This is a genomic window from bacterium (genome assembly GCA_030018315.1).
GTDB lineage: Bacteria > Hydrothermota > UBA3073 > JACQXS01 > JAGMCI01 > JASEGA01.
The window spans coordinates 1-25,748 of record JASEGA010000024.1; the positions used below are offsets into that span (position 1 = coordinate 1).

The 25,748-nt window shown below is 38.4% G+C and carries 28 protein-coding genes; 21 read left to right on the forward strand and 7 right to left on the reverse strand.

The features are described 5' to 3' along the window. Positions 1-93: 93 nt before the first annotated feature. Both QMD71_07825 and QMD71_07830 read right to left on the reverse strand, forming a co-directional pair. Positions 94-792, reverse strand: a complete 699-nt coding sequence (locus QMD71_07825) for a M23 family metallopeptidase (protein ID MDI6840736.1) — start codon at positions 790-792, stop codon at positions 94-96. Positions 793-969: 177 nt separating this feature from the next. Beyond that, on the reverse strand, positions 970-1,842 hold the full coding sequence (locus QMD71_07830) for a hypothetical protein (protein ID MDI6840737.1): 873 nt from the start codon (positions 1,840-1,842) through the stop codon (positions 970-972). A gap of 98 nt (positions 1,843-1,940) precedes the next feature. Here QMD71_07830 and QMD71_07835 point away from each other — a divergent pair, with 98 nt between their 5' ends. From QMD71_07835 to ruvX, 3 genes are read left to right on the forward strand one after another with little or no spacing between them, the layout of a single operon-like run. Beyond that, complete coding sequence (locus QMD71_07835) at positions 1,941-3,284, forward strand: potassium transporter TrkG (protein ID MDI6840738.1); 1,344 nt, start codon at positions 1,941-1,943, stop codon at positions 3,282-3,284. 38 nt (positions 3,285-3,322) lie between these two features. Then, on the forward strand, positions 3,323-4,012 hold the full coding sequence (locus QMD71_07840; GenBank protein MDI6840739.1) for a TrkA family potassium uptake protein: 690 nt from the start codon (positions 3,323-3,325) through the stop codon (positions 4,010-4,012). Further along, positions 4,009-4,422 (forward strand): Holliday junction resolvase RuvX, encoded by a 414-nt coding sequence (gene ruvX, locus QMD71_07845; protein ID MDI6840740.1) that lies wholly within the window; start codon positions 4,009-4,011, stop codon positions 4,420-4,422. Before QMD71_07840 ends, ruvX begins: the two co-directional genes overlap by 4 nt. 144 nt (positions 4,423-4,566) lie before the next feature. On the opposite strand, the gene dnaA is transcribed toward ruvX, so the two are convergent. Beyond that, positions 4,567-5,883: a chromosomal replication initiator protein DnaA gene (gene dnaA / locus QMD71_07850; GenBank protein ID MDI6840741.1), complete on the reverse strand. Its 1,317-nt coding sequence runs from the start codon at positions 5,881-5,883 to the stop codon at positions 4,567-4,569. A 255-nt stretch (positions 5,884-6,138) separates the two neighbouring features. On the opposite strand from dnaA, the gene QMD71_07855 reads away from it, so the two are divergent. Next, positions 6,139-7,110 (forward strand): NAD(P)H-dependent glycerol-3-phosphate dehydrogenase, encoded by a 972-nt coding sequence (locus QMD71_07855; protein ID MDI6840742.1) that lies wholly within the window; start codon positions 6,139-6,141, stop codon positions 7,108-7,110. Positions 7,111-7,121: 11 nt separating this feature from the next. On the opposite strand, the gene QMD71_07860 is transcribed toward QMD71_07855, so the two are convergent. Then, on the reverse strand, positions 7,122-7,544 hold the full coding sequence (locus QMD71_07860; GenBank protein MDI6840743.1) for a hypothetical protein: 423 nt from the start codon (positions 7,542-7,544) through the stop codon (positions 7,122-7,124). A gap of 82 nt (positions 7,545-7,626) precedes the next feature. Next, a complete protein-coding gene (locus QMD71_07865) occupies positions 7,627-7,815 on the reverse strand; it encodes a ferredoxin (protein ID MDI6840744.1) in 189 nt (62 codons plus the stop codon). 92 nt (positions 7,816-7,907) lie between these two features. Between QMD71_07865 and plsY the strand changes: the two genes are divergently transcribed. The 17 genes from plsY (at position 7,908) to QMD71_07950 (ending at position 24,139) form a co-directional block, all read left to right on the forward strand. After that, positions 7,908-8,489 carry a glycerol-3-phosphate 1-O-acyltransferase PlsY gene (gene plsY, locus QMD71_07870; GenBank protein ID MDI6840745.1) on the forward strand — a complete coding sequence of 194 codons (582 nt, stop codon included), beginning with the start codon at positions 7,908-7,910 and terminating at the stop codon, positions 8,487-8,489. 38 nt (positions 8,490-8,527) lie between these two features. Continuing rightward, positions 8,528-9,217 (forward strand): 16S rRNA (cytidine(1402)-2'-O)-methyltransferase, encoded by a 690-nt coding sequence (rsmI, locus tag QMD71_07875; GenBank protein MDI6840746.1) that lies wholly within the window; start codon positions 8,528-8,530, stop codon positions 9,215-9,217. Between the two features lie 75 nt (positions 9,218-9,292). Further along, complete coding sequence (locus QMD71_07880) at positions 9,293-9,877, forward strand: CDP-alcohol phosphatidyltransferase family protein (GenBank protein MDI6840747.1); 585 nt, start codon at positions 9,293-9,295, stop codon at positions 9,875-9,877. 7 nt (positions 9,878-9,884) lie between these two features. Then, the gene (locus QMD71_07885) at positions 9,885-10,160 is read left to right on the forward strand and encodes a nucleotidyltransferase domain-containing protein (GenBank protein MDI6840748.1); all 276 of its coding nucleotides are present in this window, start codon (positions 9,885-9,887) and stop codon (positions 10,158-10,160) included. Positions 10,161-10,249: 89 nt separating this feature from the next. Continuing rightward, positions 10,250-11,332, forward strand: coding sequence for an inositol-3-phosphate synthase (locus QMD71_07890; GenBank protein MDI6840749.1), 1,083 nt, complete (start codon positions 10,250-10,252; stop codon positions 11,330-11,332). Then, the gene (locus tag QMD71_07895) at positions 11,329-11,640 is read left to right on the forward strand and encodes a nucleotidyltransferase domain-containing protein (protein MDI6840750.1); all 312 of its coding nucleotides are present in this window, start codon (positions 11,329-11,331) and stop codon (positions 11,638-11,640) included. The genes QMD71_07890 and QMD71_07895 overlap by 4 nt, the downstream gene beginning before the upstream one ends. After that, on the forward strand, positions 11,627-12,037 hold the full coding sequence (locus QMD71_07900) for a HEPN domain-containing protein (protein ID MDI6840751.1): 411 nt from the start codon (positions 11,627-11,629) through the stop codon (positions 12,035-12,037). Before QMD71_07895 ends, QMD71_07900 begins: the two co-directional genes overlap by 14 nt. A 16-nt stretch (positions 12,038-12,053) precedes the next feature. Continuing rightward, positions 12,054-12,710, forward strand: a complete 657-nt coding sequence (gene tmk / locus QMD71_07905) for a dTMP kinase (GenBank protein ID MDI6840752.1) — start codon at positions 12,054-12,056, stop codon at positions 12,708-12,710. Further along, entirely contained in the window at positions 12,707-14,227 is a 1,521-nt protein-coding gene (locus tag QMD71_07910) for a S41 family peptidase (GenBank protein MDI6840753.1), read from the forward strand. Before tmk ends, QMD71_07910 begins: the two co-directional genes overlap by 4 nt. Beyond that, positions 14,224-15,147: an aspartate carbamoyltransferase gene (pyrB, locus tag QMD71_07915; GenBank protein MDI6840754.1), complete on the forward strand. Its 924-nt coding sequence runs from the start codon at positions 14,224-14,226 to the stop codon at positions 15,145-15,147. The genes QMD71_07910 and pyrB overlap by 4 nt, the downstream gene beginning before the upstream one ends. A gap of 52 nt (positions 15,148-15,199) precedes the next feature. Beyond that, complete coding sequence (locus QMD71_07920; GenBank protein MDI6840755.1) at positions 15,200-16,609, forward strand: sigma-54-dependent Fis family transcriptional regulator; 1,410 nt, start codon at positions 15,200-15,202, stop codon at positions 16,607-16,609. Then, positions 16,594-18,078 carry a serine/threonine-protein kinase gene (locus tag QMD71_07925; protein MDI6840756.1) on the forward strand — a complete coding sequence of 495 codons (1,485 nt, stop codon included), beginning with the start codon at positions 16,594-16,596 and terminating at the stop codon, positions 18,076-18,078. Before QMD71_07920 ends, QMD71_07925 begins: the two co-directional genes overlap by 16 nt. Beyond that, a complete protein-coding gene (locus QMD71_07930; GenBank protein ID MDI6840757.1) occupies positions 18,075-18,722 on the forward strand; it encodes a hypothetical protein in 648 nt (215 codons plus the stop codon). The genes QMD71_07925 and QMD71_07930 overlap by 4 nt, the downstream gene beginning before the upstream one ends. Positions 18,723-18,908: 186 nt before the next feature. Beyond that, positions 18,909-19,037 carry a hypothetical protein gene (locus QMD71_07935; GenBank protein ID MDI6840758.1) on the forward strand — a complete coding sequence of 43 codons (129 nt, stop codon included), beginning with the start codon at positions 18,909-18,911 and terminating at the stop codon, positions 19,035-19,037. Beyond that, a complete protein-coding gene (locus tag QMD71_07940; protein MDI6840759.1) occupies positions 19,034-21,685 on the forward strand; it encodes a carboxypeptidase regulatory-like domain-containing protein in 2,652 nt (883 codons plus the stop codon). The genes QMD71_07935 and QMD71_07940 overlap by 4 nt, the downstream gene beginning before the upstream one ends. 110 nt (positions 21,686-21,795) lie before the next feature. Then, positions 21,796-22,746, forward strand: coding sequence for a carboxypeptidase-like regulatory domain-containing protein (locus QMD71_07945; GenBank protein MDI6840760.1), 951 nt, complete (start codon positions 21,796-21,798; stop codon positions 22,744-22,746). Positions 22,747-22,816: 70 nt separating this feature from the next. Further along, a complete protein-coding gene (locus tag QMD71_07950; protein MDI6840761.1) occupies positions 22,817-24,139 on the forward strand; it encodes a dihydroorotase in 1,323 nt (440 codons plus the stop codon). A gap of 14 nt (positions 24,140-24,153) precedes the next feature. Here QMD71_07950 and QMD71_07955 read toward each other — a convergent pair whose 3' ends face one another. Together QMD71_07955 and QMD71_07960 are read right to left on the reverse strand one after the other, a co-directional pair. Beyond that, complete coding sequence (locus tag QMD71_07955) at positions 24,154-25,119, reverse strand: ExsB family transcriptional regulator (GenBank protein MDI6840762.1); 966 nt, start codon at positions 25,117-25,119, stop codon at positions 24,154-24,156. Between the two features lie 9 nt (positions 25,120-25,128). Continuing rightward, a complete protein-coding gene (locus QMD71_07960) occupies positions 25,129-25,728 on the reverse strand; it encodes a DNA-3-methyladenine glycosylase (protein ID MDI6840763.1) in 600 nt (199 codons plus the stop codon). Positions 25,729-25,748 lie beyond the last annotated feature (20 nt).

The following is a 25,748-nucleotide window of genomic DNA, read 5'->3' on the forward strand; positions in this document are numbered from 1 at the left end:
ACATGAGGACATTCTTGCTTAACAATAAAGAGGACATTCTACCTTAACAGTAACATAAAAATCGGTAAAAATCGGTCTTGTGTATTTTGTGATTTAAATTATTCCCTTAAATAGACAACATGGGTCAAATGGATGTGAGTATAGGTAGGCGCCGAAATGGAGATGTGGACCTATCGTTTTACCAGTATTGCCTGATAGCCCGATAATATCACCTCTATTCACTTTATCACCTTCATTGACAAAAATCTTATTTAAATGCGCATAAAGTGTATAAAGCCCAATTCCATGGTTTATCAAGATGAGTTTACCGGGTAGATACTGTTTATCAACTAATACAACAATACCATCATTTGCCGCCCTCACCGGCTCACCAGATTTAGCCCTTAAATCTATTCCACGATGTATGAATGCAACTTTTCCCTCTCGTATATACTTAACTCCAAATGGCTTTGTAACCATGCCCGGGACAGGGGGAATAAACTCATCAGTCCATAAAATACTGGCAGTTCTCTGTCTTGTTATCATTCTTATTTTTTCGTTCTCCTCATTTATCCTTTGAGTCAGTGCTACAGGGCGTAGTTTCTTTGGTGGTCTTAACCTTACCTCTCTAAATTTTTTATGAGTCACAGTTAGCTTTAAACTGTCCAGCTTACCGTCAAGATACAACTTTACCCAATATTCTCCCGGTAGCTGGTCTACATCTACCACTCCAATCCCAAAGAAGCCACTATCATTACGAGCAAAAGACAACGAGTCACCTAAAAAGTAGCCATGGACCCTGCCTCTTTGCAAAGGGGCGGGGTGAACAGACTCAAATTCATCTACCAAATTTATTCTGAAGATTTCACCCTGTGGGACTTGGGTGGGGTGTATGGAGATTTTTAAGGTCAGAATGAGTACCAATAGGTACATTTTTAAAAATTATAGTTAAGTTTAACACCTCTATCAACAATTTTATCTGACTATTATCTACCTCCGATACAGCTCTTTTCTCATCGCCTCAAGCATGTCATCATTCAGCCCCATAAAATTGGCTGCTGATAAAACTTTACAGCCACGAGTCTCACCTGCCTCAAATACTGGCAATAATTTTTGCCTCCACCCAATGTCCCTTGTTAAGTGGTGGTCTAATACAAGTTGACTGACTCTTGTCTCTTGTATAATTTTTATTAAGTTTGAAATTGAGTTATTTAAGTCAGTTTGTGAATACCTATATCCAAGCATGTAAGTCATCGGACCATCACAAAAGATAATGTCCGGGTCAGCTCTTATTATAAAATCCATCTGTTCACTAATTGCAGGACCTTCAACATCTGATGTAAACAGAAACTTTTCATCACTATCTTCTATCAATGCCTCTGTTACATATCCCAACCTTGACGATGTCCCGTGAAAAACCGCTTTAGAGAACTTTATCTTTGTAGAACCATATTTGTATTCCATCCCATCAGATACATGTATTTCCTTTGGATATCCCTCTATGACTTCAAGAAAATATTTTGCCCGCCCTCTTTGACTAAGATTTATGTTATTTTTAGGGTCTTTTAAGAACACAATTTTGTCCTTGTATATTTCGGGATGGCTAGGGTTATGGTGGTCGTAGTGATAATGAGTAATTATGACAATATCAGCCTCATTTGCATACTGCATTATAGCTTTCCAGTGTTCATCCATCCTGTTTAGTTCAAGTTCATGTGGTGGCAACCCATACCTTATTGGAGCAAGTGATACAGCCGGGTCGATGATTATCTTCAACTCATTTGTAGCAATAAAAGTAGCCATACTCCTCGTCCCTAATGAATCAAATGCAAGAGGTACCACCTCAATTTGGGTCATCTTCATTTTAGTAATTATTATCGCGATATTTAAACCTGTCAATCTTTTTTACTTGACTTTTTTAAAGTTTAGATTAGTGTGTAAAGGAGGTTTTTAACCTCAAGATGAGAAAAACATTAACTCCTGCAAGGTTTATCTTGCTGGGCTACATAATTCTAATTCTCATTGGGGCAGCCTTTCTCTCTCTCCCTATTGCGTCAACAAGTGGTAGATGCTCGGTTATAGACAGTGTATTTACAGCTACCTCATCCATATGCGTTACAGGTCTAATTGTCAAAGATATACCAAATGACTTTACAAAATTTGGTAAAGCAATTATACTTACATGGATACAGATGGGTGGGCTTGGCTATATGATGATAGCATCTCTCCTATTTCTTACAATCGGTGGCAGGCTATCCATTCGGCAAGCAAGTATAACAGAAGAAGCTATGGGTCATCCGTTAGGAAGGGTGGGTCGCTTTATACTTATGGTAGTGAAATTTACGATTGGGTTTGAATTACTTGGTACAATTATACTGACATTGCATTTCGCAACACTTGGCTTCCCTTTAGGCAATGCCCTCTTTAAAGGACTATTTCATTCAGTGAGTGCATTTTGTAATGCAGGGTTTACACTTTTTTCTAATAACCTTGTCGGATTTGCAAAAGATCCGCTTGTGATTTTCACTATAAGTGGGCTATTCATTATAGGCGGACTTGGCTTTATAGTCTTAGGTGAAATATATCAACGGCTAAAAAGAGAGACAAATGCCCTAACACTACACACTAAACTGGTATTATTAACTACCCTTAGCTTGCTTATTCTTGGGACATTAGCAATTTTGGGAATTGAATGGGACGGTGTATTAAGACCTATGAACTTGAAATATAAGTTATGCGACGCATTCTTTCAGTCTGCAACCCCAAGGACAGCAGGCTTCAATGTTGTACCAGTTGATGAATATAAACTTTCGACACTCTTCTTTACTATACTACTTATGTTTATTGGGGCATCCCCTGGTGGAACAGGCGGTGGTATAAAGACAACAACATTTACTCTATTACTTATGAGCATTGTAGCTTATTTTCGTGGCAGAAAGAGCATTGCTGCATTTGGGAGGAGAGTTAATGAATCAACTGTTGATAAGGCTTTTAGGGTTGCACTCATAGGTTTACTGGTCCTAATTCTTGGGCTAATAGTGCTTACTTTAGTAGAAGGAGAAAAGAATTTTATTGGGCTTATGTTTGAGGACTTTTCAGCATTTGGAACTGTGGGACTTTCAGTAGGGTCAACGATTAACTCAGCTTGTAGTCTGTCTTATGACTTTAGTTGGATTGGTAAGTTAGTGATTATTCTAACAATGCTTGCAGGAAGGGTGGGCTCCCTCACTATAGGGGCAGCAATCATTAGTAGGGGGGCACGTGAAACATTTAGACTGCCAGTAGATATTGTCTTAACAGGATAAAATATGATTACACTGTGTAATCAAGTAAAGGGGGTTATATGAAACAATTTGCAGTTATAGGGCTTGGTCATTTTGGTATGTCGGTTGCCAAGGCACTGATTGAAAATGGGGCGCAAGTTATTGCTATTGATAAGGATGAGAAAAAGGTGGCAGATGCATCAGAATTTGTAACAAGGGCGTTAGAACTTGATGCCACTGATGAGGACGCTTTAAGGGATGCTGGAATACAGGATGTAGATGCTGCTATAGTTGGGATAGGGGAAGATATTGCTGCAAGTATTCTTATAACGCTTGTTTTAAAGGAACTTGGTATCAAAACGGTTATCTCAAAGGCTTTTGTCCCATCCCAAGGTAGGGTACTACAAAAAATTGGTGCCAATCGTGTCATTTATCCGGAAATGGAAATAGGAACAAAAGTTGCCGAGTCACTTGTAACACCAGAAATATTTGAGTACATTAAGCTTTCTCCTATCCATACTCTTGTAGAAACAGCTATTCCTGATAGTTTTGAAGGCAAAACTATTGGAGAGCTTAAGATAGGCACAAGATATGGGGTTCAGATTGTTGGAATAAAGCGAAGCGTAACTCAGATAGACAAAAATGGAAAAGTTAGTTTTAGTGAGGATATAATAATTGCACCGAGAGCTAAGGATGGATTAGTTAAAGGTGATAAGCTTATACTGATAGGTGAAAATAAAAATATAGAAAAGTTTGATAAAATAAAGTGAAGGAAGGTAGGATTCTTGCAATAGACTTTGGCGAAAAAAGGGTAGGTCTCGCTATATCAGTACCCGGAGTTAAAATAGCTCAACCATTGAGAACAATAGATAGGATTTTTATTTGGGATGAACTTAAAAATATATTTACAGATTATGATATAGAGACTGTAGTTGTAGGTCTTCCTTTACGAACTAATGGGACTAAGTCTAATGGTACGCATAATGTAAGATATTTTGTAAAAGAGTTACAGTCTAAATTTAAAGTCCCTGTCAAATTATGGGATGAAAGATTTACTACTAAAAGTGCAGAACAGATATTAAGAATGTCTGGTAAACGTCCAAGTCGTAACAAACAGATTGTAGATAAACTTGCTGCTACTATAATACTTGAGGAATACTTAGAATGGATAAGTAAATAAATAAGTTCTATATTTAAATAACTATTGTAATAAGAACTGTGAATAAGTTGATAAGTTATATGATTAGTGGAACGGTCTTATTTAAGATTCTATTTAAAATATTGATAATTAAGTTGAAAGTATAAAGAAGTACACATTAATAAATTATTCACTTGTTATTAACTTTACAATGTTAGTAACTTCATCTTGGATTTCATTATTTTTTTCTAATAACTTTTTCACCCTATCATAAGCATGAATAACAGTTGCGTGGTCTTTGCCTCCAAATATTCTACCAATCTCTTTTAAAGATAGTGGTGTATATTCTCTTGATAGGTATATAGCTATCTGCCTTGGTATAACTATAGACCTCATCCTGCGCTTCCCTCTCAATGCTGCTAATGAAATATTGTAATGAGATGCTACAACTTTTTGAATCTTCTCAACTGTTACCTCATTTTTTTCAGCACTAATTGTCTCTTTTAAAAACTCATGTGCCGACTCAATAGTTATTCTCTCATCAGTAAGTGATGCCCGTGCAAGTAGTGTGATAAGTGCGCCTTCAAGTTCACGTATGTTAGATTTAATTCTCTCTGCAATAAAAGAGATAATTTCATTTGGTACCTGAACTCCTGAAGCTTCTGCCTTCTTCTTTAAAATTGCTATCCTTGTCTCAAGTCCCGGCGGTTTAATATCACAAACAAGACCGCCCCCAAATCTTGACACAAGCCTCTCCTCTAAACTTGACAATGCTGACGGTGGCCTGTCACTGGAAAATACAATCTGGTGCCCTACCTCATACAGTGAATTAAATGTGTGAAATATCTCCTCTTGTAAACTCTCTTTTCCCTCAAGGAACTGTATGTCATCTATAAGTAATACATCCTTATACCTGTATTTTTTCTTAAACTGGACTGTCCGATTATTTTGGATTGCATCTATCATCTCGTTCATTATTGTTTCACATCCAGTATAATATACTTTTAGGGCTCCGGAGTGTTCCTTTATATAATTTCCAATAGCTTGAAGTAGGTGTGTCTTACCAAGCCCCACAGTCCCATAGATAAAGAGTGGGTTAAAATGCTTACCTGGTGCATTGGCGACAGCGAGTGCAGCGGCGTGTGCAAATTTGTTACCATCACCTACAATGAAGTTGTCAAATGTGTAGCGTGGCTGTAGGTGTGACGAGTCTATGTGGTAAACTTTGTCTGGAGCCATCTTATCTTTTGTTGGCTCCATAACCCGATATCTAACCTTTAAGGGCTCACCATATATAATGGATACTGTATCATGAATAAGTGGATGATAGTGCTCTTCAATCCAATCTATAAAGAATGCATTTGGCACCTTTATCCATAATGTATCTTGATGTAAAGAATCACCTTGAGTCTGCTCAAACCAGGTTGAAAATACTTGAGCTGATACCTTGTCTTTTATAATCTCAAGCACTCTATTCCAGATTTTTTTAGGGTCACTCAACATCGTAAATAGTTAAAAATCAATGCACTACTATTTGTATTGCCTAACTTATTAACAAAGTTATCCACGCCCAAATCATTTCCATAATGGTTCAAAAATCAAGGTCTTGTAGATACTTCTTGCCTTGTATAAATTAGTTATCCACATTATTTTTACATTAAGTCTGGTGTAAGATTACATAAGTATCCTATTAGTTGTCAAGCAAAAAATTTTTAAAAAAAATTGATTTTTTTAAAACAAAGCTATAATTTTAATTTAATGAAAGTCTCTATTCTAGGTGCAGGCAATTGGGGGACTACCCTTGCTATAATGCTATCATCCAGAGCAAATGTTTGGCTTTGGTCAATAGAGGAAATAACAGACAGAGAGAATAAAAAGTATCTACCAGGTTATAAAATACCAAGCAGTATCACAATTTTAGGCGACCTTAAGAGGGTTGTAAAAGATTCTAATTTACTAATTTTTGCACTCCCTTCCCAATCTTTGCGTAGCGTGGCAAAACAACTGACTCCCAAGTCTGATGTGGTTCTTTTATCTGTAACTAAAGGCATTGAAAACCAAAGTCTTAAAAGGATGTCAGAAATTTTGGTTGATGAGACAGGGGTCTCACCTGACAAGGTTTGTGTGTTATCAGGTCCTACAATTGCGAGAGAAGTAGTGAGAGGGATACCAACAGCTTGTGTAGTTGCAGGGAATAATGAATCTGCTATTGCTCTTGTTCAGCAGTTATTTAATTCACCTTCATTTAGAGTTTATACAAGTTTTGATGTAATTGGTGTAGAGCTTGGTGGTGCATTAAAGAATATAATTGCAATTGCAGCCGGTATCTGTGACGGGTTAGGACTTGGTGCCAACTCAAAAGGTGCTATATTGACAAGAGGGATACGCGAGATTACGAGACTTGGAGTAGCTTTGGGTGCAGAACAAGAGACATTTGCAGGTCTGTCAGGAATGGGTGACCTCATAACAACAGCGTTTAGTAAAGACTCAAGAAACCGGTGGCTTGGTGAGCAAATTGGTAGTGGTGTATCGCTTAAGGAGGCACTTGGTAAAATGGTTGAAGTAGCAGAGGGTGTGCCTACAACATTGGCTGCAGTTGAGCTATCAAGACGCTACAATGTATCTATGCCAATAACATATGAGGTATATAAAGTACTATTCGAAAATAAACCACCAGCTCAGAGTCTGCGTAACTTAATGACAAGGGAGCCAAAGCCTGAGCAATTGTAAAGTTATGGTAGTCACTCTAATGGGACTCTCCATAAATAGATTGATTTTAGGTCTCCTTTTTTAATGACGAATTGGATTGAGTAGCCTGCATATACCTTGGGATGTATGTTTCTTGAAAAGTATCTGATGACAACCTCATCATCGTGTATACCTGTAAATTGGCACTTAAAATTAAGTTCCTTATCCTCCGGATAAAAGTGACGAGCAATCTTGACCAGTAATTCTGGCTTCTCTTCTATTGTTTTTCTGAGCTCTATTAGTTCTTTGGTATCAAGTTGAGGTGATACCCCTTTAATTTGGCTTGTAGTATAGGGGTATTTGCCGAGTTTAACAATAGAGTAGTCACCTCTCTCAATACATTCTTCCCAGCCATGAGGTTTGTGCAAACATCCCACTATAAAGCTAAACAAACAAATTTTAATTACTGAGTTCATAGGTTAACGCCTTTTCACTGCATCCCAATAAACAAAATGTCCCGCACCTCATTGTCTGCGGGACTTTTATTAGATTCTTTCTTTATTCTTCCTGTATAGAAATTGCCTCAGTTGGACATGAATCAACTACTTCCTGGCAGTCACACCCATCACAACCTTCAGGGTTAACAATATGTGCTTTCTCGTCCTCTTGGACTTGAAACACATCAGGACATAGAGACTCACATACACCACATCCACTGCAAGCTTCTTTATCTATTATTATACGCATTGCTCCCCCTTTTGCATTGTGTTATAGCATAAAAAAAATTTATGTCAAGAAAAAAGTTTGCAAATTTTAAATTTTTGCTTTAATATTTAAATATGGGTTATTTAACTTCTTTTATCGTAGGACTTGGATTTGGTAGCATTCCATTTGGCTATATTTTTGCTAAATTAGGGCGTGGTATTGACATACGTGAACACGGTAGTAAAAACATAGGGGCTACAAATGTATGGCGTATTTGTGGCAAGCCACTCGGTATAACTGTCTTTCTACTTGATGCAATAAAAGGCTTTTTACCTACTTTTATATTCAGCCATTGGTTTGGTACAAATCCAGCAATCATTAGTGGGATAGGTGCAATTCTTGGTCATTCATTTACACCATGGCTTAAATTTAAGGGTGGTAAAGGTGTTTCAACTGGACTCGGTGTTTTCATAGGACTTACACCACTTGGTGCATTGATTGCATTTTTAGTGTGGTGTATACTTCTCTTAGCTTTAAGATGGGTCTCAGTTGCCTCTATGGGTGCAGCGACAGTTCTTGTAGTTTTTATATTTATAAGGGATGGTATATCACCAATATTTTTTATAGTTATTGTTGCTTTTGTTCTCATCATTTACCTCCATCGTTCTAACATCCTTCGCCTAATCCAAGGCAGTGAACCGCGGATTGGTAGATAAAACTTGACAATATGGAGCTTGTAATTTACAATCAGAGGATGAAGATTGCGCCCTGCTTGTATCTTGTATCAACTCCCATTGGTAATCTTGGAGACATAACCTTAAGAGCGATAAAAGTGCTTAAGAGTGTAGACCTTATTGTAGCTGAAGATACGAGACGGACAAAGATTCTATTAAAACATTATAATATTGATAAGCCAATGACAAGTTTTCATGACCATAATAAATTTGAGCGTACCCCGTTAATTATTAGTGAACTCAAATCTGGCAAAAGTATTGCACTTGTGTCAGATTCTGGTACACCTGGTGTATCTGACCCTGGTTTTTATCTTGTAAGGGAGGCTATAAAATCTAATCTACGTGTGACTTCAATCCCGGGGCCAAGTGCTGCTATCTCTGGGCTCGTATGTTCCGGGTTGCCAACTGACAGGTTTGTATTTGAGGGCTTTTTACCAAGAAGGAGTGGTATGCGTAAGAAGCGGCTAAAGGAGCTTGTTAATGAGTCACGCACTATGGTATTTTTTGAAGCACCTCACAGACTTGTGCATTTTATGAAGGATACACTTGAAGTGCTTGGCGACCGCAGAGTTGCACTCATTCGGGAGTTGACAAAGAAGTTTGAAGAAGTGAAGCGAGGTGTACTATCTGAACTAATTGATTATTACTCCCATAATCAACCGAGGGGTGAATTTGTCATTGTTATGGAAGGAACTGACAGGCGATCTTAAACTGGTATTTTTATCTGGTGTTAATCTGGCGGAATCTTGTGGTTGCATTTTTTAAATTTGCAGGGATAATTCATAATGAAAGCACTAAAAGAATGGGTTAGGAAGGTTCTCTTACCTGTAACAAGGGTCTTTAGCAAATTGCATCCAAATTGGCTGACTGTTATTGGGCTACTTGTAACTATTTTTGCAAGTCTCTTTTACGGACATGGTATTTTCTGGGCTGGTGGCTTATTATTACTTGTTGGTGGCTTATTTGATGTCATTGACGGTGAAGTTGCTAAGCTTACGGGTAAGGCATCAAAATTTGGTGCTTTCCTTGACTCCTGCATAGACCGGTATTCTGATTTTATAGTGTTATTTGGGATATTTTGTTGGTATATAACCACGGATAGCCACAGATGGACACTGAATTTTGCGTCAATACTCGTTTTGTTGACCATTCTTGGCTCTTATATGGTAAGCTATACAAGGGCGAGGGCTGAAGGTATAGGAATTGAATGTAAGGTTGGATTTGGGGAGCGTGCATTTAGGGTGCCAATAATTATAATTGGCAGTTTTTTGGGACCTAAAATATTTCTTAGTTTTTTATTATTTTTAACTTGCTTGACAAACCTAACTGCATGGTATAGAATGTATTGGGTATATAAACACAGAGAGTGAACTCATTATGGGGAATAAATTACTTAATAAAATTGTTAATGGAATTAAAAAATATAAAGAAGTAGAAGCAATTATTGTTTTTGGTTCGTATGCGAAAGGTAATACAAAACCAATTTCTGATATAGATATTGCTGCAATTGTAAGAAATCCGAATCCTAATATAGAAGCCGAAATAGGGTCTTTTTGTAGCAAAAATATTGATGTAGTATTATATCATCGCCTTCCATTGTATTTTCAATACATTAAAAAGGCTTGTATTTTTAAGAAATCTTATAGCACATGAATATTATACTATCTCTAAAGAGGAATTAGAAGAGATGGTTAATTTATTAAAATATATAGAAGAATTTATCAAAAATGCAGGAGGAAAAGATGGGCGGCAAGATAAGAGTTGGTATAATCGGGATAGGTAATTGTGCATCAAGTTTAGTGCAGGGTGTTTTTTATTACAAGAATGCGAAAGAGAAAGAACGTATCCCCGGAATTATGCATGTAAGGTTTGGTCCATATCATATTGGGGATATAGAGTTCTCATGTGCTATTGATATAGACCGCAATAAAGTAGGTAAAGACCTTGGTGAAGCAATCTACTCTGAACCTAACAACACCTACAAATTCTACGATGTCCCTAAGCTTGGTGTTCCGGTTCTTAGAGGCATGACACATGATGGGATAGGCAAGTATGTTGCTCAAATCGTAAAGAAGGCACCGGGTTCTACTGTAGATGTTGTAAAAGCGATAAAGGAGTCAAAAACTGATTTAGTGGTCAACTTTTTGCCAGTAGGCTCAGAAGAAGCAACTAAGTGGTATGTGGAGCAAGTTCTGCAAGCAAAGGTTGGGTTTATCAACTGTATCCCAGTATTTATTGCTAACCAGAAGTATTGGGACTCAAGGTTCAAGACTGTCGGAGTTCCAGTTATTGGTGATGACATAAAGTCGCAGGTTGGTGCTACTATCGTGCATCGTGTGCTTACTAATTTATTCAATGACCGTGCAGTCAGGCTTGAGCGTACCTATCAGCTAAATGTAGGTGGTAACACTGATTTCTTGAATATGCTTGAAAGGGAGCGGCTTGAGTCAAAGAAAGTCTCAAAGACACAGGCAGTGACTTCACAAATCCCATATAAGATTGATGAAGAAAATGTGCATATAGGACCGTCTGACTGGGTGCCGTGGCTTAAAGATAGGAAGTTTGCATACATAAGGATGGAAGGTAAGTCATTTGGTGATACTCCCTTAAATATAGAACTCAAACTTGAGGTATGGGATTCACCAAATTCGGCTGGTGTTGTCATAGATGCGATACGGGCATGTAAGATTGCGATGGACGCCGGATTATCTGGTGCACTTATAGAGCCATCAAGCTACTTTATGAAATCACCACCAGTCCAGTATCCGGATAATGTTGCAAAAGCAAAGGCGGAAGAGTTTATAAAGAAATATAGTAAGAAGTGAACATAGAAATAAAAAATATCCTTAAAGAGGTTGTAAATAGACTGATAAAAGAATATAAATCTGAAAAAATTATCCTATTCGGCTCTTATGCCCACGGAAGCTATACAAAAGATTCAGACATAGATCTCTTAGTTGTTATAAAGGACGCATCAGATTTTAAATTTAAACATAAGTTGATAAGTGATTTTCCTATACCTATTCAGTTAGTATTTATCAGCAGCAAGGAATTCATAGAGACTAAGGATGTAATTGGGGGTATTGCTTATCCCGCTTCCAAGTATGGGGAGATACTTTATGAGGAGTCGTGAACATGTAATCTGGGATTTTGTCCAACAGTGGCTAAAGAAAGCAGAACAAGATATTAAAGCTGCGAGAATATTGTTAAAAGCAAAAGTAGGAGATTACTATACTTGTGCCTTTCATTGTCAACAATCAGCAGAAAAATACCTCAAGGCTTATCTGGTTCGTTATCAGATTGAATTTCGAAAAGCGCACAATTTAGACAAGCTACTTAACCTCGCTGCTGAAGCAGACACTTCTCTCTTAGAGGAACTAAGTTCTTGTAAATGGCTTACACCGTATGGAACTGAATTCCGTTACCTCGGAGAATACCCGGAAGTCAATCTTAAAACAGCTGAAAGAGCATTTAATGACGCTACTCTTGTTAAAAATGTAGTGCTAAAAAGATTAAAAGAATATTTTTAAAAGGAAGGCCACAAAAATGAAAGGTTTATTTATAGCATTTGAGGGTATAGAGGGGAGTGGCAAATCCACACAGGCAAAGTTATTGTATAAATGGCTTATTAATCAGGGGTATGATTGTATGCTTACAAAGGAGCCGGGTGGTACTGATATTGGTAAAAAGATAAGAAGTGTTTTGCTTGACCCTAAACATAAGGAATTATCAATTGAGACAGAGCTTTTCTTATATCTGGCAGATAGAGCACAGCATGTAGCTGAAGTTATAACTTCTGCACTATCTAATCATCAGATAGTAATTACAGACCGTTTCTCTGATTCTACAATTGCTTACCAAGGCGGTGGTAGGGGTATTTGTGATAAGTTGATTAAAGAGTTAAATACAGTAGCTACTCATAGTATTATGCCCGACCTCACTGTAATCATTGATATGCCACCGGAGTGTGGTTTTTCAAGGATTAAGAGAGGTCACGCCTCTCGCAAAGGCGACCGTATAGAACTTGAGCATATTGATTTTCACAAAAGGGTGAGGTCTAAATATCTGCGTATTGCAAAAGAAAATAAGAGTCGTGTCAGGGTAGTGGATGGTGGCTTACCGGCTGCCAAGATTGCCAGTCAAATAAAGGATTTAGTAAAGCCATTGTTGAAGGCTATGGATTATAAAAAAGGGAGAAGATGAGAAAGAAGCACATCATTATAATAGTGCTTGTTGCCTTTTTAGCAGGCTATGGATTATTAGCAACTAATGAATCAGGTAACTTGTATCAACTGCTAAAGAATTTTAATTATGTGCTTAAATTAGTGCAAGAAAACTATGTCCAAGAACTTAATCCATCAGACCTTGTTCGTTCTGCTATTCGTGGTATGTTATCTAAACTTGACCCGCACTCAGTTTATTTAACACAGCGTGATTACAGGGAACTTAGAATCCACACTACCGGTAAATATGGTGGACTTGGCTTTGTAGTTGGTAGAGTGAAAGATGTAATTACAGTCATATCCCCATTTGAGGGCACCCCCGCTTATCGGGCAGGGTTACAACCAGGGGATAGGATAATTAAGATAGATGAGATTCCGACTGCTGGAATGGGAGTAGATGAGGCAGTAAGTAAAATGAGGGGTACACCGGGTACATCAGTAAATCTCACTATTGAGAGAGAGGGGGTAGAGGGGTTAATTGATTTTCATTTGGTGAGAGAAATCATAGAGTTAAAGAATGTCCAGTATTTTGGGCTTATTAATCCTGACATAGGCTACATAAGGGTATCGGGCTTCTCTGAAGGTGTAGGTGCTGAAGTAAGGGTAGCTATTGATTCATTGCTTGCACAAGGGGTGAAAAAGTTAATACTTGACTTACGTACAAATCCGGGTGGCTTACTTGAGCAAGCAGTTGAGGTAGCAGATAACTTCTTACCTTCAGGTAAACTTATTGTTTCAACAAAAGGGAGGGTTGCAAAATCAAATAGGGATTACTACAGCACACATGAGTCAAAGACACAAGGGTTTCCACTCGTCATCCTTGTGAATAAGGCATCGGCTTCAGCATCTGAGATTGTTGCCGGTGCTATACAGGATTGGGATATTGGACTTGTAGTTGGTGATACTACATTTGGGAAAGGGTCAGTTCAGACTGTAATCCCTATTGAAGGGAATGAAGCTGTTAAGCTTACAACTGCAAGATATTATATACCAAGTGGTAGATGCATAGATATATCTGATACTACTCAGTTTTTGCTTAAAAATCCGACAATTGGCAAAAAGTTTAATTCACTTGGTGGTCTTAATCGCGAATTTGTAAGTAATGGCTCAATAGTTCCTGATACTGTTTTAGAGTCGGAAAAGACACTACCTATTATTACAGAGATTCAAAGAAATGGTCTATTTATGCAGTATACATCAAAGTGGGTAAGAGAACATCCAAAAGTTCAGAAGGGATTTGAAATTAGCCCTCAAATGCTACAAGATTTTAAAGCTTTTATAAAGAATAAAGGTATGAAATTTACTGACTCTGAATTTGACTCTGCTACAAAGTCTATTAAGCAGATTATTAAATCAATGATTGCACAAGACAAGTGGGGTGCAAAAGGTCAGTATGAAGTATTGCTAAGTGAGGACCCGTGGATTCAGTTTTCAAGTAAATTACTATCAAAAGCTCGCTCAGATAAGGACTTATTTAAACTTGTAGGTGTAAAATGAAACTCAATCACATAATAAAATCGCAGCAGTTTAATAGGAGCTTGCTATCAGCTATATTTTCAGAAGCTCGTAATATGGAGAAGATAGCTAAAGCTGGTGGTTCTAATCTATTAGCTCAAAAGGTGATGGCTACACTGTTTTATGAACCGTCAACGAGGACAAGACTTTCATTTGAGTCGGCAATGAAAAGGCTTGGTGGTGATGTGATAACGACTGAGTCAGCAAAAGAATTTTCATCCGCTGCCAAAGGTGAGACACTTGAGGATACAATCCGTATAATTGATGATTATGCAGATGTAATCGTTCTCCGCCATTATGAGAGTGGAGCTGCAGCTCGTGCAGCTCATGTTTCAGCTGTCCCAATCATAAATGCGGGCGATGGCACAGGTCAGCATCCGACACAGGCTTTGTTAGATTTGTATACTATTGATAAAGAGATTGGTGAGATAGACGGTCTCTCAATAGCTATGGTAGGTGACCTCGCAAATGGTAGGACAGTGCGCTCTTTATCATATCTTTTGACTAAATATAAGGATATACACATTTACTTTGTAGCTCCAGATGCGGTTAGGATGAAGGAGGATATAAAAGATTATTTAAGTAAGCATCATGTTTACTTCAAAGAGGAAGGCGATTTAAAAAAAGTTGCATCAAAAGTGGATGTCATATATCAGACCAGGATACAGCGTGAAAGATTTGGTGAGAAAGTTGAAGATTATGAGAAGGCACACGGCAAGTATGTAATTGACAAAAGTATCCTAAATCTGCTGAAAGAAGACGCTATCGTTATGCACCCTTTACCAAGAGTAGACGAGATTAAGCCAGAAGTAGACCTTGACCCACGTGCTGCATATTTTAGACAGGCTCAAAATGGACTATACATACGAATGGCACTGTTGAAGATGATTTTGATAGGATAACCAATGTAAAGTGTGTTAGTCTCGCACATAATTTATATGCGAGATTTGTGATATGAAAGACATTTTTTCCACTCTCTATGAGGTAGGGCAGATATTGAATTCCGTACTTGACCCAGATGAGCTCCTTAACAAAATGATTGACCTCGTAATTGAACACACTGAGGCAGAGAGAGGTTTTATTATTGCCGTTGACGGACTTCGTATTGCTCGCAATATGGAGCAGGAGTCAGTCGAAGAGTGTTTTTCTACCACTGTTGTGCAAAAGATATATGAGACTAAGAAACCAGTTTTTACTATTGATGCACAAGTTGACCCCCGATTTCGGGGGAGTGAGAGTATCCTTAAGGGGAAAGTGCGTTCAGTATGTGCAGTCCCCTTGATTCATAGAGGTACTATTGAAGGGGTTATCTATGTTGACTCAAGTCTTAAACAAGGAGTTTTTGATGATGCTACACTTCGTTTTCTTGAGCTTTTCTCCAATATTGCTTCCGTAGCTCTTGTGAATGCTATAAGATTTAGTAAGTTAAAAAAGGAACACGAAGCATTAAAATTGAAGGGTTTTGGTGAACTAATTGGGGTAAGTAAACCTATGCAAGCCGTATTTGATTTGATAAAAAAGGCGTCCTCTACCTCATGCCCTGTTTTCATTCAAGGTGAGTCAGGAACTGGTAAAGAATTAGTGGCTCGTGCAATTCATTCCAATGGCACAAGAGCTGTGTATGAATTTGTCCCTCTCTATTGTGGTGGGTTACCCGAGAGTCTTATAGAATCAGAATTGTTTGGGTACAAAAAAGGGGCTTTTACAGGGGCAGATAAGGACAAAGAAGGTCTATTTGAGGCAGCTGACCGTGGGACACTATTTTTGGACGAGATTTGTGATATCCCACTTGTAATTCAGGCTAAATTGCTTCGTGCTTTACAATTGGGTGAAATTAGGAGGATTGGAGATACAAAGCTCATAAAGGTAGATGTCCGAATAATCTCAGCTACGAATAAGGACCCAAGAGTGGAAATAAAAGAGAAACGGTTCAGAGAGGATTTATATTATAGATTAAATGTGCTGGAAATAAAGCTACCGCCTCTAAGAGAGAGGAAAGAGGATATTTCCCTTCTTACACACTATTTTTTAGGAAAATATGGGAAAAGCCATGGCAAAGAAGGGTTTACTTTCTCCAAGCAGGCAATAGAGAAATTGGAGAGAAATGCTTGGTATGGGAATGTCAGAGAACTTGAGAACTTTGTTCAGCGGACATTGGTTACAGTGAATGAAAATCCTATCCCACCTGAGGCAATCGTTTTTGCGGAGTCTCACGAATATGAGCCTACATTGAGTGAGTTAGAAAGGGAAGCAGTATTAAACAGACTGTGCGCCTATAGGGGAGATAAGATGAAAGCTGCAAAAAGTTTAGATATTTCCCTAAGAACCCTTTATTATAAATTAAAAGAATGGAGAAAAGTATAGGACCATACAAAATATTAGAGGAGCTTGGAAAAGGCGCAACCAGCATCTGTTACCGTGCCGTTAAACCTCCTCTGGAGCGTGAGTTTCTCTTGAAAATTCTATATCCACAATTTGCACAAGATACCGAAGTGGTTGCACGCTTTGAACGCGAGGCTCGTATAATATCGCGTCTTACACATCCAAATGTGGTCCAAATACTCGATTTTGGCAAAATAAATGATACCTATTTCATTGCTATGGAATCTGTAAAAGGCAAGTCCCTTAAAGAGATGTTTACTTCGAGAAAGTTCACCCCAAAGGAAGCAATATCGATCATAATATATCTACTTGATGCACTCTCCTATGTCCATAAGAGAAGTGTAGTCCATCGAGATATAAAGCCTTCAAATATCATTGTAACAAAAGAAGGTATTCCAAAACTTACTGATTTTGGGCTTGCATGGGCAAAGAGTCTTTCAGGGATTACAACTGAAGGGACATTCCTTGGGACACCAGAGTATATGTCACTTGAACAACTTAAAGGTGAAAAAGTTGACCAAAGGGCTGATATTTATTCATTGGGCATTGTTTTTCTTGAGCTACTTACAGGAGTTAAAGCTTATGAAGGAGATAACTATACACAGGTCATTCAAAATGTTCTCACTCGTAGTCCACGCGGGATTAATGAATTAGCTAATTATGTCAATGATAGACTCGCAATGATTGTGAAAAAGATGATAGAGAAAGATAAGACAAAACGATACGAGAGTGCTAATGCTGTTTTGGACGCCCTTATGAAATTACAGGGTAAACCTGTTCCCAAAAGGAGACGAGTAAAAGCATCTCTTCTTATAAGTTATAGTATTGCATGTTTGCTACTTTTACTTGTTGGCTGGCATATGAAGAAACTTTATAGCTTAAAAGCTGTCCCAAAAGAGGTTATGTCTGAAAAATCCGCGTCAGAGACTACAATGGCTCAAAGGAGTGTTATTTCTGAACGTCGAGCCCAGTCGAGCCGTGAACCACTAACTTTAGAGAGTAAACGACCGATAACTCAACAAACTGATAAACTAATAAGCTTTCCTCTCTATATTTATGTTTTACCTTATGCCAAGGTCTGGGTTGATGGCTCACTCGTAGGGGAAAGTCCACCCGGCTTAGAAGCAGATATTCCTGCCGGATCCCATACACTAACTTTTGAGAGTCCACGGTTCCCAAAGATAACAAAACAGATTGAGATAAAAAAAGGTGAGATGCTACGCATAAACTTATTCCAAGAGGTTTCGTATCTTCAAGTTAAAGTTAAACCTTGGGCTGAGGTCTGGGTAGACGGCACACCTACAGAGGTGACTCCTTTAGCTGCTCCACTGATTTTGGCACCAGGATATCATGAGATAAGACTCCATCATCCGTATTACAAGGACTATGTGGATACACTGGACTTTAAAAGGAGAGATACACTTAAGATTGACCTTACGTTCAAGAAATGATTATTTTATTATTCTTCTTTACTGTCTCTCCACTCCATGGTGAAAGTCGTGGTGAGCCACTTAATGAACTTTATGAGGATGGTAAATATTTTGCCGTAATTGAACAAGCAGAGGAAATACTTAAAGACACAAGTTTAAGCCTACAAGACAAAGTTGGTGTCCATACTATACTTGCTTTTTCTTATGTAGTATTAGGAAAAGATAAGCTTGCTAAACTTGAGTTCCTTGAAGCATTAGCCTTAAACCCAGAATTGGAGCTCGACCCAATTTTAGTTTCACCTAAAATCATGGAGACCTTCCGGGAGACTAAAAGGATGTTTCGCCTCTTTCCAAAACAAAAAATTGCAAGACCGGCTCCCCCTAAAAACCTTCAGTCACTTGCTATTCCAGGGATATGGGAGATTAAAAGTGGGAATAAAAGGAGGGGATACTTCTTATTAGGTGGGAGTGCATTAAGTGTAGTATCTTTAGGGTTCTCTCATTATCAGTGTGAGAAATATCGTGCTGCATACCTTGATGCACACGACCCAGCCGTAATAGAAGATAAATATAGCAAATACTCATTTTGGTATCAAAGCAGAACTTACTTCCTTGCATCTACTATTTTAATTTATACCTTTCACCTTTTTCTATTAGCCAGATAAAATTATTGCAAATTTTACACAACTTTTGCAAAAATTGCATAATATCATTAGGAGCGATGGAATGTGTCCGTTACCCCTAAAACCCCTGCATCCCTTAAAAGTCTGGCATCTAGTATAGTCTAAAGTTTACAGTCTCTTGCCCCTGTCACAGATTTTGCTATATTTAGAAAGTGGGGGGTGAGAAAGATGAAGACAGTGAGAGTAAGGGTGGAAGGAGGTGATGATATATTGTTAACCCAAACTCTTAAGGGATTGAAGAATGTAAAGGAGAAGGTAATTAAGTGGTTTGTAAAATTTAATGGAGGTGAACGATGAAACGAAGTTATTTTATAGTAGGGCTCTTACTTGGGATTTTCAGTGCCTGTTTTACTTATGCTTCAGGGTTCGGTACTATCTCAGGTAAGGTGACCAGTGAACAAACTGGTGAGCCCCTTGTAGGTGCTGCTGTGGGTGTGTTCCTATCACCTTGGGATACAACACCTGTTAGTGTTGGAGTTTCTGAACCGAATGGTAACTATAGAGTAGTTTTTCTTGTGCAGGATTCCGGTTATTTTTATGTATGCTGTTGGAAAATAGGCTATAGAGGTGAGTGGTGGGATAATGCAAGCTCACCAGAGGAAGCAGACCCTGTTCTTGTCCACTCCGGTGAAACAGTGCATAACATAGATTTTGGATTGGCTCTAGTTAGTGGTAATAGTGGGGTTTGTGGAAGAGTGATAAGTGAGCATTGGAATAATGACTTTATAGAAGGGGCAACTGTGACTGCTTATCTCAGCCCAGAAGATACAGTTGGAGTTGGTGACACCGTTACCGGGCAATTTGGTAGTTATTTCTTACGGCTGGCACCGGGTAGGTATTATATTTACGCAGAGAAAGCTGGCGAATACGAAGGTGAGTGGTGGCAGGAAGGAAATCCACAGCCAGTGAGTGTAAAGGAGAACGAGATAACACCAAACATCAACTTCACCCTAACTCCCATTTATGGATCGGCGATATCAGGAATTGTGAGAAGTAATGCTGGAGATATTATTTGGGGCGCTGTTGTTAGACTTTACACAAATCCATTTGGAGAGCCAATAGATACGGAGATATCTTGGCATAATGGGTTTTATCGGTTTACTAACCTTGAGCCAGGAACTTATTATCTATCTGCTTCTGCTTATGGATTCAATTTAGAGTGGTGGGATGATGCAGATACTCCAGAGGAAGCTGATTCTGTGGTTGTAATGAATGAAGAGGTATGTGATATTAACTTTTATCTTGAGAGCTCTGGTGCTGGTGTAGGGGCAGTTACTGGCTTTGTTAAAGATAAAGAGACAAATACTCCTATAAAATGGGCAATAGTTACTCTTTCAAAAGCTGACATGCCTATTGCAGGGGCTTGTACTGATACTTCTGGGGTATATTTGATACGAATGGTGCCCGAAGGTTCATATATTGCCAAGGCAAGAGCTATGGGGTATATGGTTGAGACTTATCCTGAGTCAGTTAAGGTTGTGGCTAACGAGCTAACCTCTGATATTAATTTCTTACTCTCACGTGATACTCTCCACATTCCGGGCTCTATTTCAGGTTTAGTAATGACAGAAGAAAATAATATCCCTATTCCTGACGTCTTTGTTATTGCTTATGGGAGCCATGGAGTTGGTAAAGGCAGAACTGACAGTATCGGTTCTTATAAGATAGAGCCTCTTTTCCCTGGTTCTTACTATGTTAAAGCATGTGCTTGTGGGTATTTACCTGAGTGGTATAATGAAGCATCAAACCCTATTGATGCTACTTTAGTTGAGGTAGCAGAAGGCCAAGATGTTAGTGGGATTAACTTCACATTGAGTAGTTTTAGTATAGGTGAAATAACTGGGACAGTAGTTGATACAGCCGGTCAAGGTATTCCGTTTGCACGAGTGTTGGCAACTGGAATTAACACTTGGTATGAACACTGGACTAAAGCAGATAGTATGGGAGTCTACTCAATAGAGCTCATACCCGGATTTTACCGTGTGAGTGGCTATGCAAATGGGTATTCACCTGGTGTATATCCTGAGCCTGTTGAGGTAATAGAAAACTCGATAACTTCTGGAATTGATATAACTCTTCAACCTGTACCCACAGGAGATGGTAAGATTTCAGGTGTAGTCAGAGATGACTCAACTCAATTTCCTATTTGTGGTGCATTTGTTCTTGTCACATCTCGCTTAACTACTCCTCACTTCTTAGGCTATGCTTTCACTGATACTACTGGTGCTTATGAAGTAGAGAATGTGCCAGTTATTGATGAACCTGTCTTCCATGTGCGTGCATTTGCTCCTGGCTATATTCCAGAATTCTACGACAATGTGTATTATTGGGAATTAGCTACTCTCGTCTCTTCATTTGCTGATTCAATTAATTTTGAGCTCAGCCATGCATCAGGTGGACCAAACGGTATATCTGGAAGGATAACTGGAGGCGATAAGGGTGGTGTAGCAAACGCTGTAGTTTATGCTATTGATGGGACAAAGATTATTGGAGGAGATTATTCTCAAAAGGATGGCTATTATCTACTGGACGAGCTGCCACCTGGTACTTACATGCTTAAAGTATCAGCTCCAGGTTACCCCACTACGACTTATGGGCCGGTTGAAGTACTTGAGCAGAATGTTTCTGATGCTAACATTCAGCTGGAAGTCGCAGGTATTTCTGAGAAACAGCTGACAGAAAAGGAAACACTCTCTCTTAAAGTCACTCCAAATATTGTATCACATCTCACTACACTCTTGTACAATGTTCCAAATACAGCTCATGTTGAAGTTACAATTTACAATGTGAGTGGCCAAAAAGTGACGACTCTTGTTAATAGTAAGGAAGAGGCAGGCATTAAGCAGCTAATCCTAAATACACACACGTTTACTCAAGGGATATACTTTATAAGGCTTACAGTTGGGAATAACAAAATTGTGAAGAAGCTGATAATCTTACGGTAATTTGGAGTGTTCTGCAAAAGGGGAGGGCAAAAGCTCTCCCCTTTGCTTTTTACTTGATATAAATTTTTATTTCTTGACTTCATTCAAAAATAGAGTATGTTTGACAGTTGATGAAGAAAGTATACTTCCTTTTTATTTTGGTCTTTTTAAGTTGCAAACCACCGAGAAATAATCCATATGACCCAAAATCACCAAATTATATAGGAGAGGGTGTAGTCAAAGGTAGAGTCACTAATACCACAGGAGTTCCTCTTTACGGAGCAATTCTATCTACTATTCCAATAAAGTTTGCTACAGAGTCTGATTCCAATGGTTTCTTTATCCTAACTTCTGATCCGAGGGTATGGCAACTTGTAGCCACTAAGGAAGGCTATGTACCTGAGACAACCCATGTCCATATAGCTGTGGGAGAAACAACAGAGGTTAACTTCTTTCTTAATGGGCTGCCCATTATCCAATCCGCATGGGTTATATCATGCCACGAAGATAGAGGATGGCCAGTGGGCAGCATCTATTGGGCTGATGTATGGGGTGAAGTTCAAGATTTTGATGGACCACAAGACATAGACTCGGTTTGGGTAATAGTAGAATTGGAGTCAACTATAATAAAAAAATATTTGTCCCGCTGGAACATGGGCTACGGAATAAGAATATATGCAGATTCTTGCCCGAACGGCGATTTAGAATCTCTTATAGGCAGACCCTTTATCCTCTGTACAGTTGATAAAAAAGGGGCTATTGGAATTTCTACAACCTTTTATCTCCCAAGAATCATCTATTCTGTCCCCAGAGTTGTGAGTCCAACTTATGGGGATACATTAAGCCAGAGCTTACCAATAGATTTCGTATGGCAGGGGGTGGAAGTTAGTTATACTATTACTTATAGATTAATTATCCAGAACTGGCCCACTATGGATACTGTGTTGACGAAGGGTAACATAATGGAGACCACTACAACAATTGACCCAATGCCCCCAGCGACTTACCTTTGGCGTGTGGAGGGTAAGGACGATTTTGGTGATATAAGTCGGTCAAGTACCACAATGTTTGTGGTAAAATAAGTCAAGAAATCCGTTATTTTATAATTTTTATCTTGATTTTTAGATTTGTGTTATAAATAATTTTAAAGCTATGAATTTATTAATAAAAAATGGTAGGGTTGTTGACCCTGCAAATAACTTAGATGGAAAGTTTGATATTTTAGTAGAAGGCTCTAAAATCAAAGAGGTATCATCTCAAGCAGTTGCTTCTAATTGTGGTAGGGGTTTGATTAATCAAACCCCTACAATAATAGATGCTTCTAATAAATTAGTAGTCCCCGGCTTAATTGATGTCCATGTCCACTTTCGTGAATTTGGTAAAAGTGAAGAAAAAGAGACTATATATTCAGTATCTCGTGCCGCTGCTATGGGTGGTTTTACTACTATAATTTGTCAACCTAACATCAAGCCCAGAGTTGATAGTCCAGCAAAGGTTAGACAGGTTATTAATGAGGCTAAAAAATACAGCCTCGTTAACCTTTATCCAAGTGCCTGTATTACAAAAGGTAGAGCCCATAAAGAGTTAGTTGACATAAAAGAGATAAAAGAAGCTGGTGCTGTAAAGTTAACCGATGACGGTGACCCTGTTATTTATGAGACACTAATGTATAATGCTTTAAAAGAGGCTAAAAAATTTAATCTCCCTTTAAGCTCACATTGCGGATTATCAAATTGGGCAGAGTTGACTTTGAAGAAATTGGGAGATCAAACAGTTGGCTCTACTTTAGAGAAAGGCTACTTTTATAATTCAGAAACATTTTTTGTAAGACGAGACATTAGGTTAGCTAATAAGGCACGTTGTCCGCTCCATATTGAGCATGTTAGTTTAAAGACATCAGTAGATGAAATCAGGCATGCTAAAATTAAGGGTTATAAAATTACTGCCGAAGTTACACCACATCACTTTATACTAAGCAAAAATGATTTGTCAAAATACGGCACAAATGCTAAAGTCAATCCGCCATTACGGGAGATCCACGATATTGAAGCACTGCGTGAGGCACTCAAAGACGATACTATTGATGTAATTGCAAGCGACCACGCCCCACATATGAGTGAGGATAAAAATCTGGCTTGGGAGTATGCCCCTTTTGGAATTGTAGGGCTTGAGACTACATTAGGGCTTGTGCTTACAGAATTAGTAAGCAAAAATATCTTGTCACTCTCTCAAGCAATTACAAAAATGACTGCTAATCCAGCTAAGATATTCAACCTACAGGCAGGCTCATTAGGAGTGGGAATGCCAGCCGATATAACAATTATTGATTTAGAGAAAGAATATAAAGTTAATACGAACCAGTTTGAGTCACTGGGTAAGAACTGTCCATTTAATGGCTGGAAGTTAAAAGGTAAGGCAATTGCAACAATTGTGGGTGGTAAGGTTGTAATGAGAGACGGCAAAATACTATCGTAATATATTGTGCTGTTTTAAACTGCTTCCATAGTAGATGGTGGCTTTGTAGTTATATTATAAGTTACTGATACAATACCAGTAACTTCTGTTGTTATCCTTTTTACCAGCCTATCCAAAGTTTTGTAAGGTAATCTTGTAGGTGTTGCTGTTCTTGCATCAATGCTATCCCAGCATCTGATTTCTATTTGTAAACCGTAGTCTCTTTTTCCGTCGCGTATTCCTGTGACTCTATCTTCGTGTAAAATTGCCATATACTGGAAAGCATGAGTATTTGATAGCTCTTCCTCAGTAATAGTAGTTGCTTGTCTTACTATTTTTACCTTTTCTGGAGTCACTTCTCCTATTATTCTACCAGCTAAAGCTGGCCCTAAAAAAGGTATTCTATTGTATACACTCTTTGGCAACCCCAGTGCTTTTGCTACTTTTCTTACACCATCCTTACGAAGCTGAATTAAAGGTTCAATAATTTTATAGCCAAAAGCTTCTTCAGGGTCAATGCCCAACTGCTCAAAAACATTGTGTTGTCTTTTTATTCCTGCAACAGTTTCGTCTACATCGGTTAAAATAGTGCCCTGCAAAAGGTATTTTGCACCGCTTTCTATCACAAGCTTACCAAAGACATCCTTATAAAAGGTCTGAACAATGGCTTCCCTTTTGGCTTCAGGGTCTGTTATTCCTTTCAATGAATTAAAGAATTTGTCTTTAGCATCCACAACATTTACATTGATACCAAATCCTTTGAATAAAGACACAACTCGTTCCAGCTCACCCTGTCTCATCAAGCCGTTATCAATAAAATATGTATGGAGTCTATCACCCAAAGCACGATGGCCAAGCATAGTTACAGTAGATGAATCGACACCACCTGATAAAGCATTGATAGCTTTACCATCGCCAACAAGAGCAGAGATTTCATTTATCTTTTGTTCTATAAATTTATGTGGCTTTAAATACTTTGCTTTTATTTCTTTAATTTTCATCTTAACCTCCTAAAGCTTTGACACAAATTTGAGGTGGCACCTCTTATTGTTCTTAATATAAAATCTGAGTTTCATTGCTTTACCTGCTTTTATGCCTATTCTTGTAGTGGCTACAATATCAAATTTTGAGGTCAGACCTCTTACTGAATTTCCTTCCTCAATTCGTAAATTACTATTTACTAAATCAGCCCCATTCTCCTTATGAGTTATGCCAAAAGCTTGTGTCACCTTTGCAGGTCCATTAGTAAGGGTTTTTAAGTTACTCACTTTTCTCCTTTTTTTCATTAGTTCTATTCCATACAATGGTTCAACTGCCCTTATTAACACTGCACGAGCTTCATCTTTGTGTCCTGTTACTACATTTAGCATATAGTGCATACCATAAGTGAAGTAAACATAAGCATAACCGGGTGGTCCCCACATTACCTCGTTTCTTTTGGTCCTTTTTCCACCGTATGCATGGGAGGCGGGGTCTTTGTCACCATAATAGGCTTCAGTTTCTACTATCATCCCTTTAGTTACTCCTTCAGAAGTTTGATGAATAAGTACCTTGCCAAGCAGTGCCTTAGCTACTTTCTTTACAGAATTAGCGTAAAACTCTCTCTGCATTATTGATACTAAATTACAGA

Bases quoted from the DNA above. Each gene is read 5' to 3' on its own strand.
- pyrB (MDI6840754.1), top strand. From the start codon at position 14,224: ATGAAACTCAATCACATAATAAAATCGCAGCAGTTTAATAGGAGCTTG.
- QMD71_07855 (MDI6840742.1), top strand. From the start codon at position 6,139: ATGAAAGTCTCTATTCTAGGTGCAGGCAATTGGGGGACTACCCTTGCT.
- QMD71_07865 (MDI6840744.1), bottom strand. From the start codon at position 7,815: ATGCGTATAATAATAGATAAAGAAGCTTGCAGTGGATGTGGTGTATGT.
- QMD71_07920 (MDI6840755.1), top strand. From the start codon at position 15,200: ATGAAAGACATTTTTTCCACTCTCTATGAGGTAGGGCAGATATTGAAT.
- QMD71_07900 (MDI6840751.1), top strand. From the start codon at position 11,627: ATGAGGAGTCGTGAACATGTAATCTGGGATTTTGTCCAACAGTGGCTA.
- QMD71_07880 (MDI6840747.1), top strand. From the start codon at position 9,293: ATGAAAGCACTAAAAGAATGGGTTAGGAAGGTTCTCTTACCTGTAACA.
- tmk (MDI6840752.1), top strand. From the start codon at position 12,054: ATGAAAGGTTTATTTATAGCATTTGAGGGTATAGAGGGGAGTGGCAAA.
- QMD71_07890 (MDI6840749.1), top strand. From the start codon at position 10,250: ATGGGCGGCAAGATAAGAGTTGGTATAATCGGGATAGGTAATTGTGCA.
- QMD71_07940 (MDI6840759.1), top strand. From the start codon at position 19,034: ATGAAACGAAGTTATTTTATAGTAGGGCTCTTACTTGGGATTTTCAGT.
- dnaA (MDI6840741.1), bottom strand. From the start codon at position 5,883: ATGTTGAGTGACCCTAAAAAAATCTGGAATAGAGTGCTTGAGATTATA.
- plsY (MDI6840745.1), top strand. From the start codon at position 7,908: ATGGGTTATTTAACTTCTTTTATCGTAGGACTTGGATTTGGTAGCATT.
- QMD71_07885 (MDI6840748.1), top strand. From the start codon at position 9,885: ATGGGGAATAAATTACTTAATAAAATTGTTAATGGAATTAAAAAATAT.
- QMD71_07835 (MDI6840738.1), top strand. From the start codon at position 1,941: ATGAGAAAAACATTAACTCCTGCAAGGTTTATCTTGCTGGGCTACATA.
- QMD71_07935 (MDI6840758.1), top strand. From the start codon at position 18,909: ATGAAGACAGTGAGAGTAAGGGTGGAAGGAGGTGATGATATATTGTTA.
- QMD71_07950 (MDI6840761.1), top strand. From the start codon at position 22,817: ATGAATTTATTAATAAAAAATGGTAGGGTTGTTGACCCTGCAAATAAC.
- QMD71_07945 (MDI6840760.1), top strand. From the start codon at position 21,796: ATGAAGAAAGTATACTTCCTTTTTATTTTGGTCTTTTTAAGTTGCAAA.
- QMD71_07840 (MDI6840739.1), top strand. From the start codon at position 3,323: ATGAAACAATTTGCAGTTATAGGGCTTGGTCATTTTGGTATGTCGGTT.
- QMD71_07960 (MDI6840763.1), bottom strand. From the start codon at position 25,728: ATGCAGAGAGAGTTTTACGCTAATTCTGTAAAGAAAGTAGCTAAGGCA.
- QMD71_07860 (MDI6840743.1), bottom strand. From the start codon at position 7,544: ATGAACTCAGTAATTAAAATTTGTTTGTTTAGCTTTATAGTGGGATGT.
- rsmI (MDI6840746.1), top strand. From the start codon at position 8,528: ATGAAGATTGCGCCCTGCTTGTATCTTGTATCAACTCCCATTGGTAAT.
- QMD71_07930 (MDI6840757.1), top strand. From the start codon at position 18,075: ATGATTATTTTATTATTCTTCTTTACTGTCTCTCCACTCCATGGTGAA.
- QMD71_07955 (MDI6840762.1), bottom strand. From the start codon at position 25,119: ATGAAAATTAAAGAAATAAAAGCAAAGTATTTAAAGCCACATAAATTT.
- QMD71_07910 (MDI6840753.1), top strand. From the start codon at position 12,707: ATGAGAAAGAAGCACATCATTATAATAGTGCTTGTTGCCTTTTTAGCA.
- QMD71_07925 (MDI6840756.1), top strand. From the start codon at position 16,594: ATGGAGAAAAGTATAGGACCATACAAAATATTAGAGGAGCTTGGAAAA.
- QMD71_07830 (MDI6840737.1), bottom strand. From the start codon at position 1,842: ATGAAGATGACCCAAATTGAGGTGGTACCTCTTGCATTTGATTCATTA.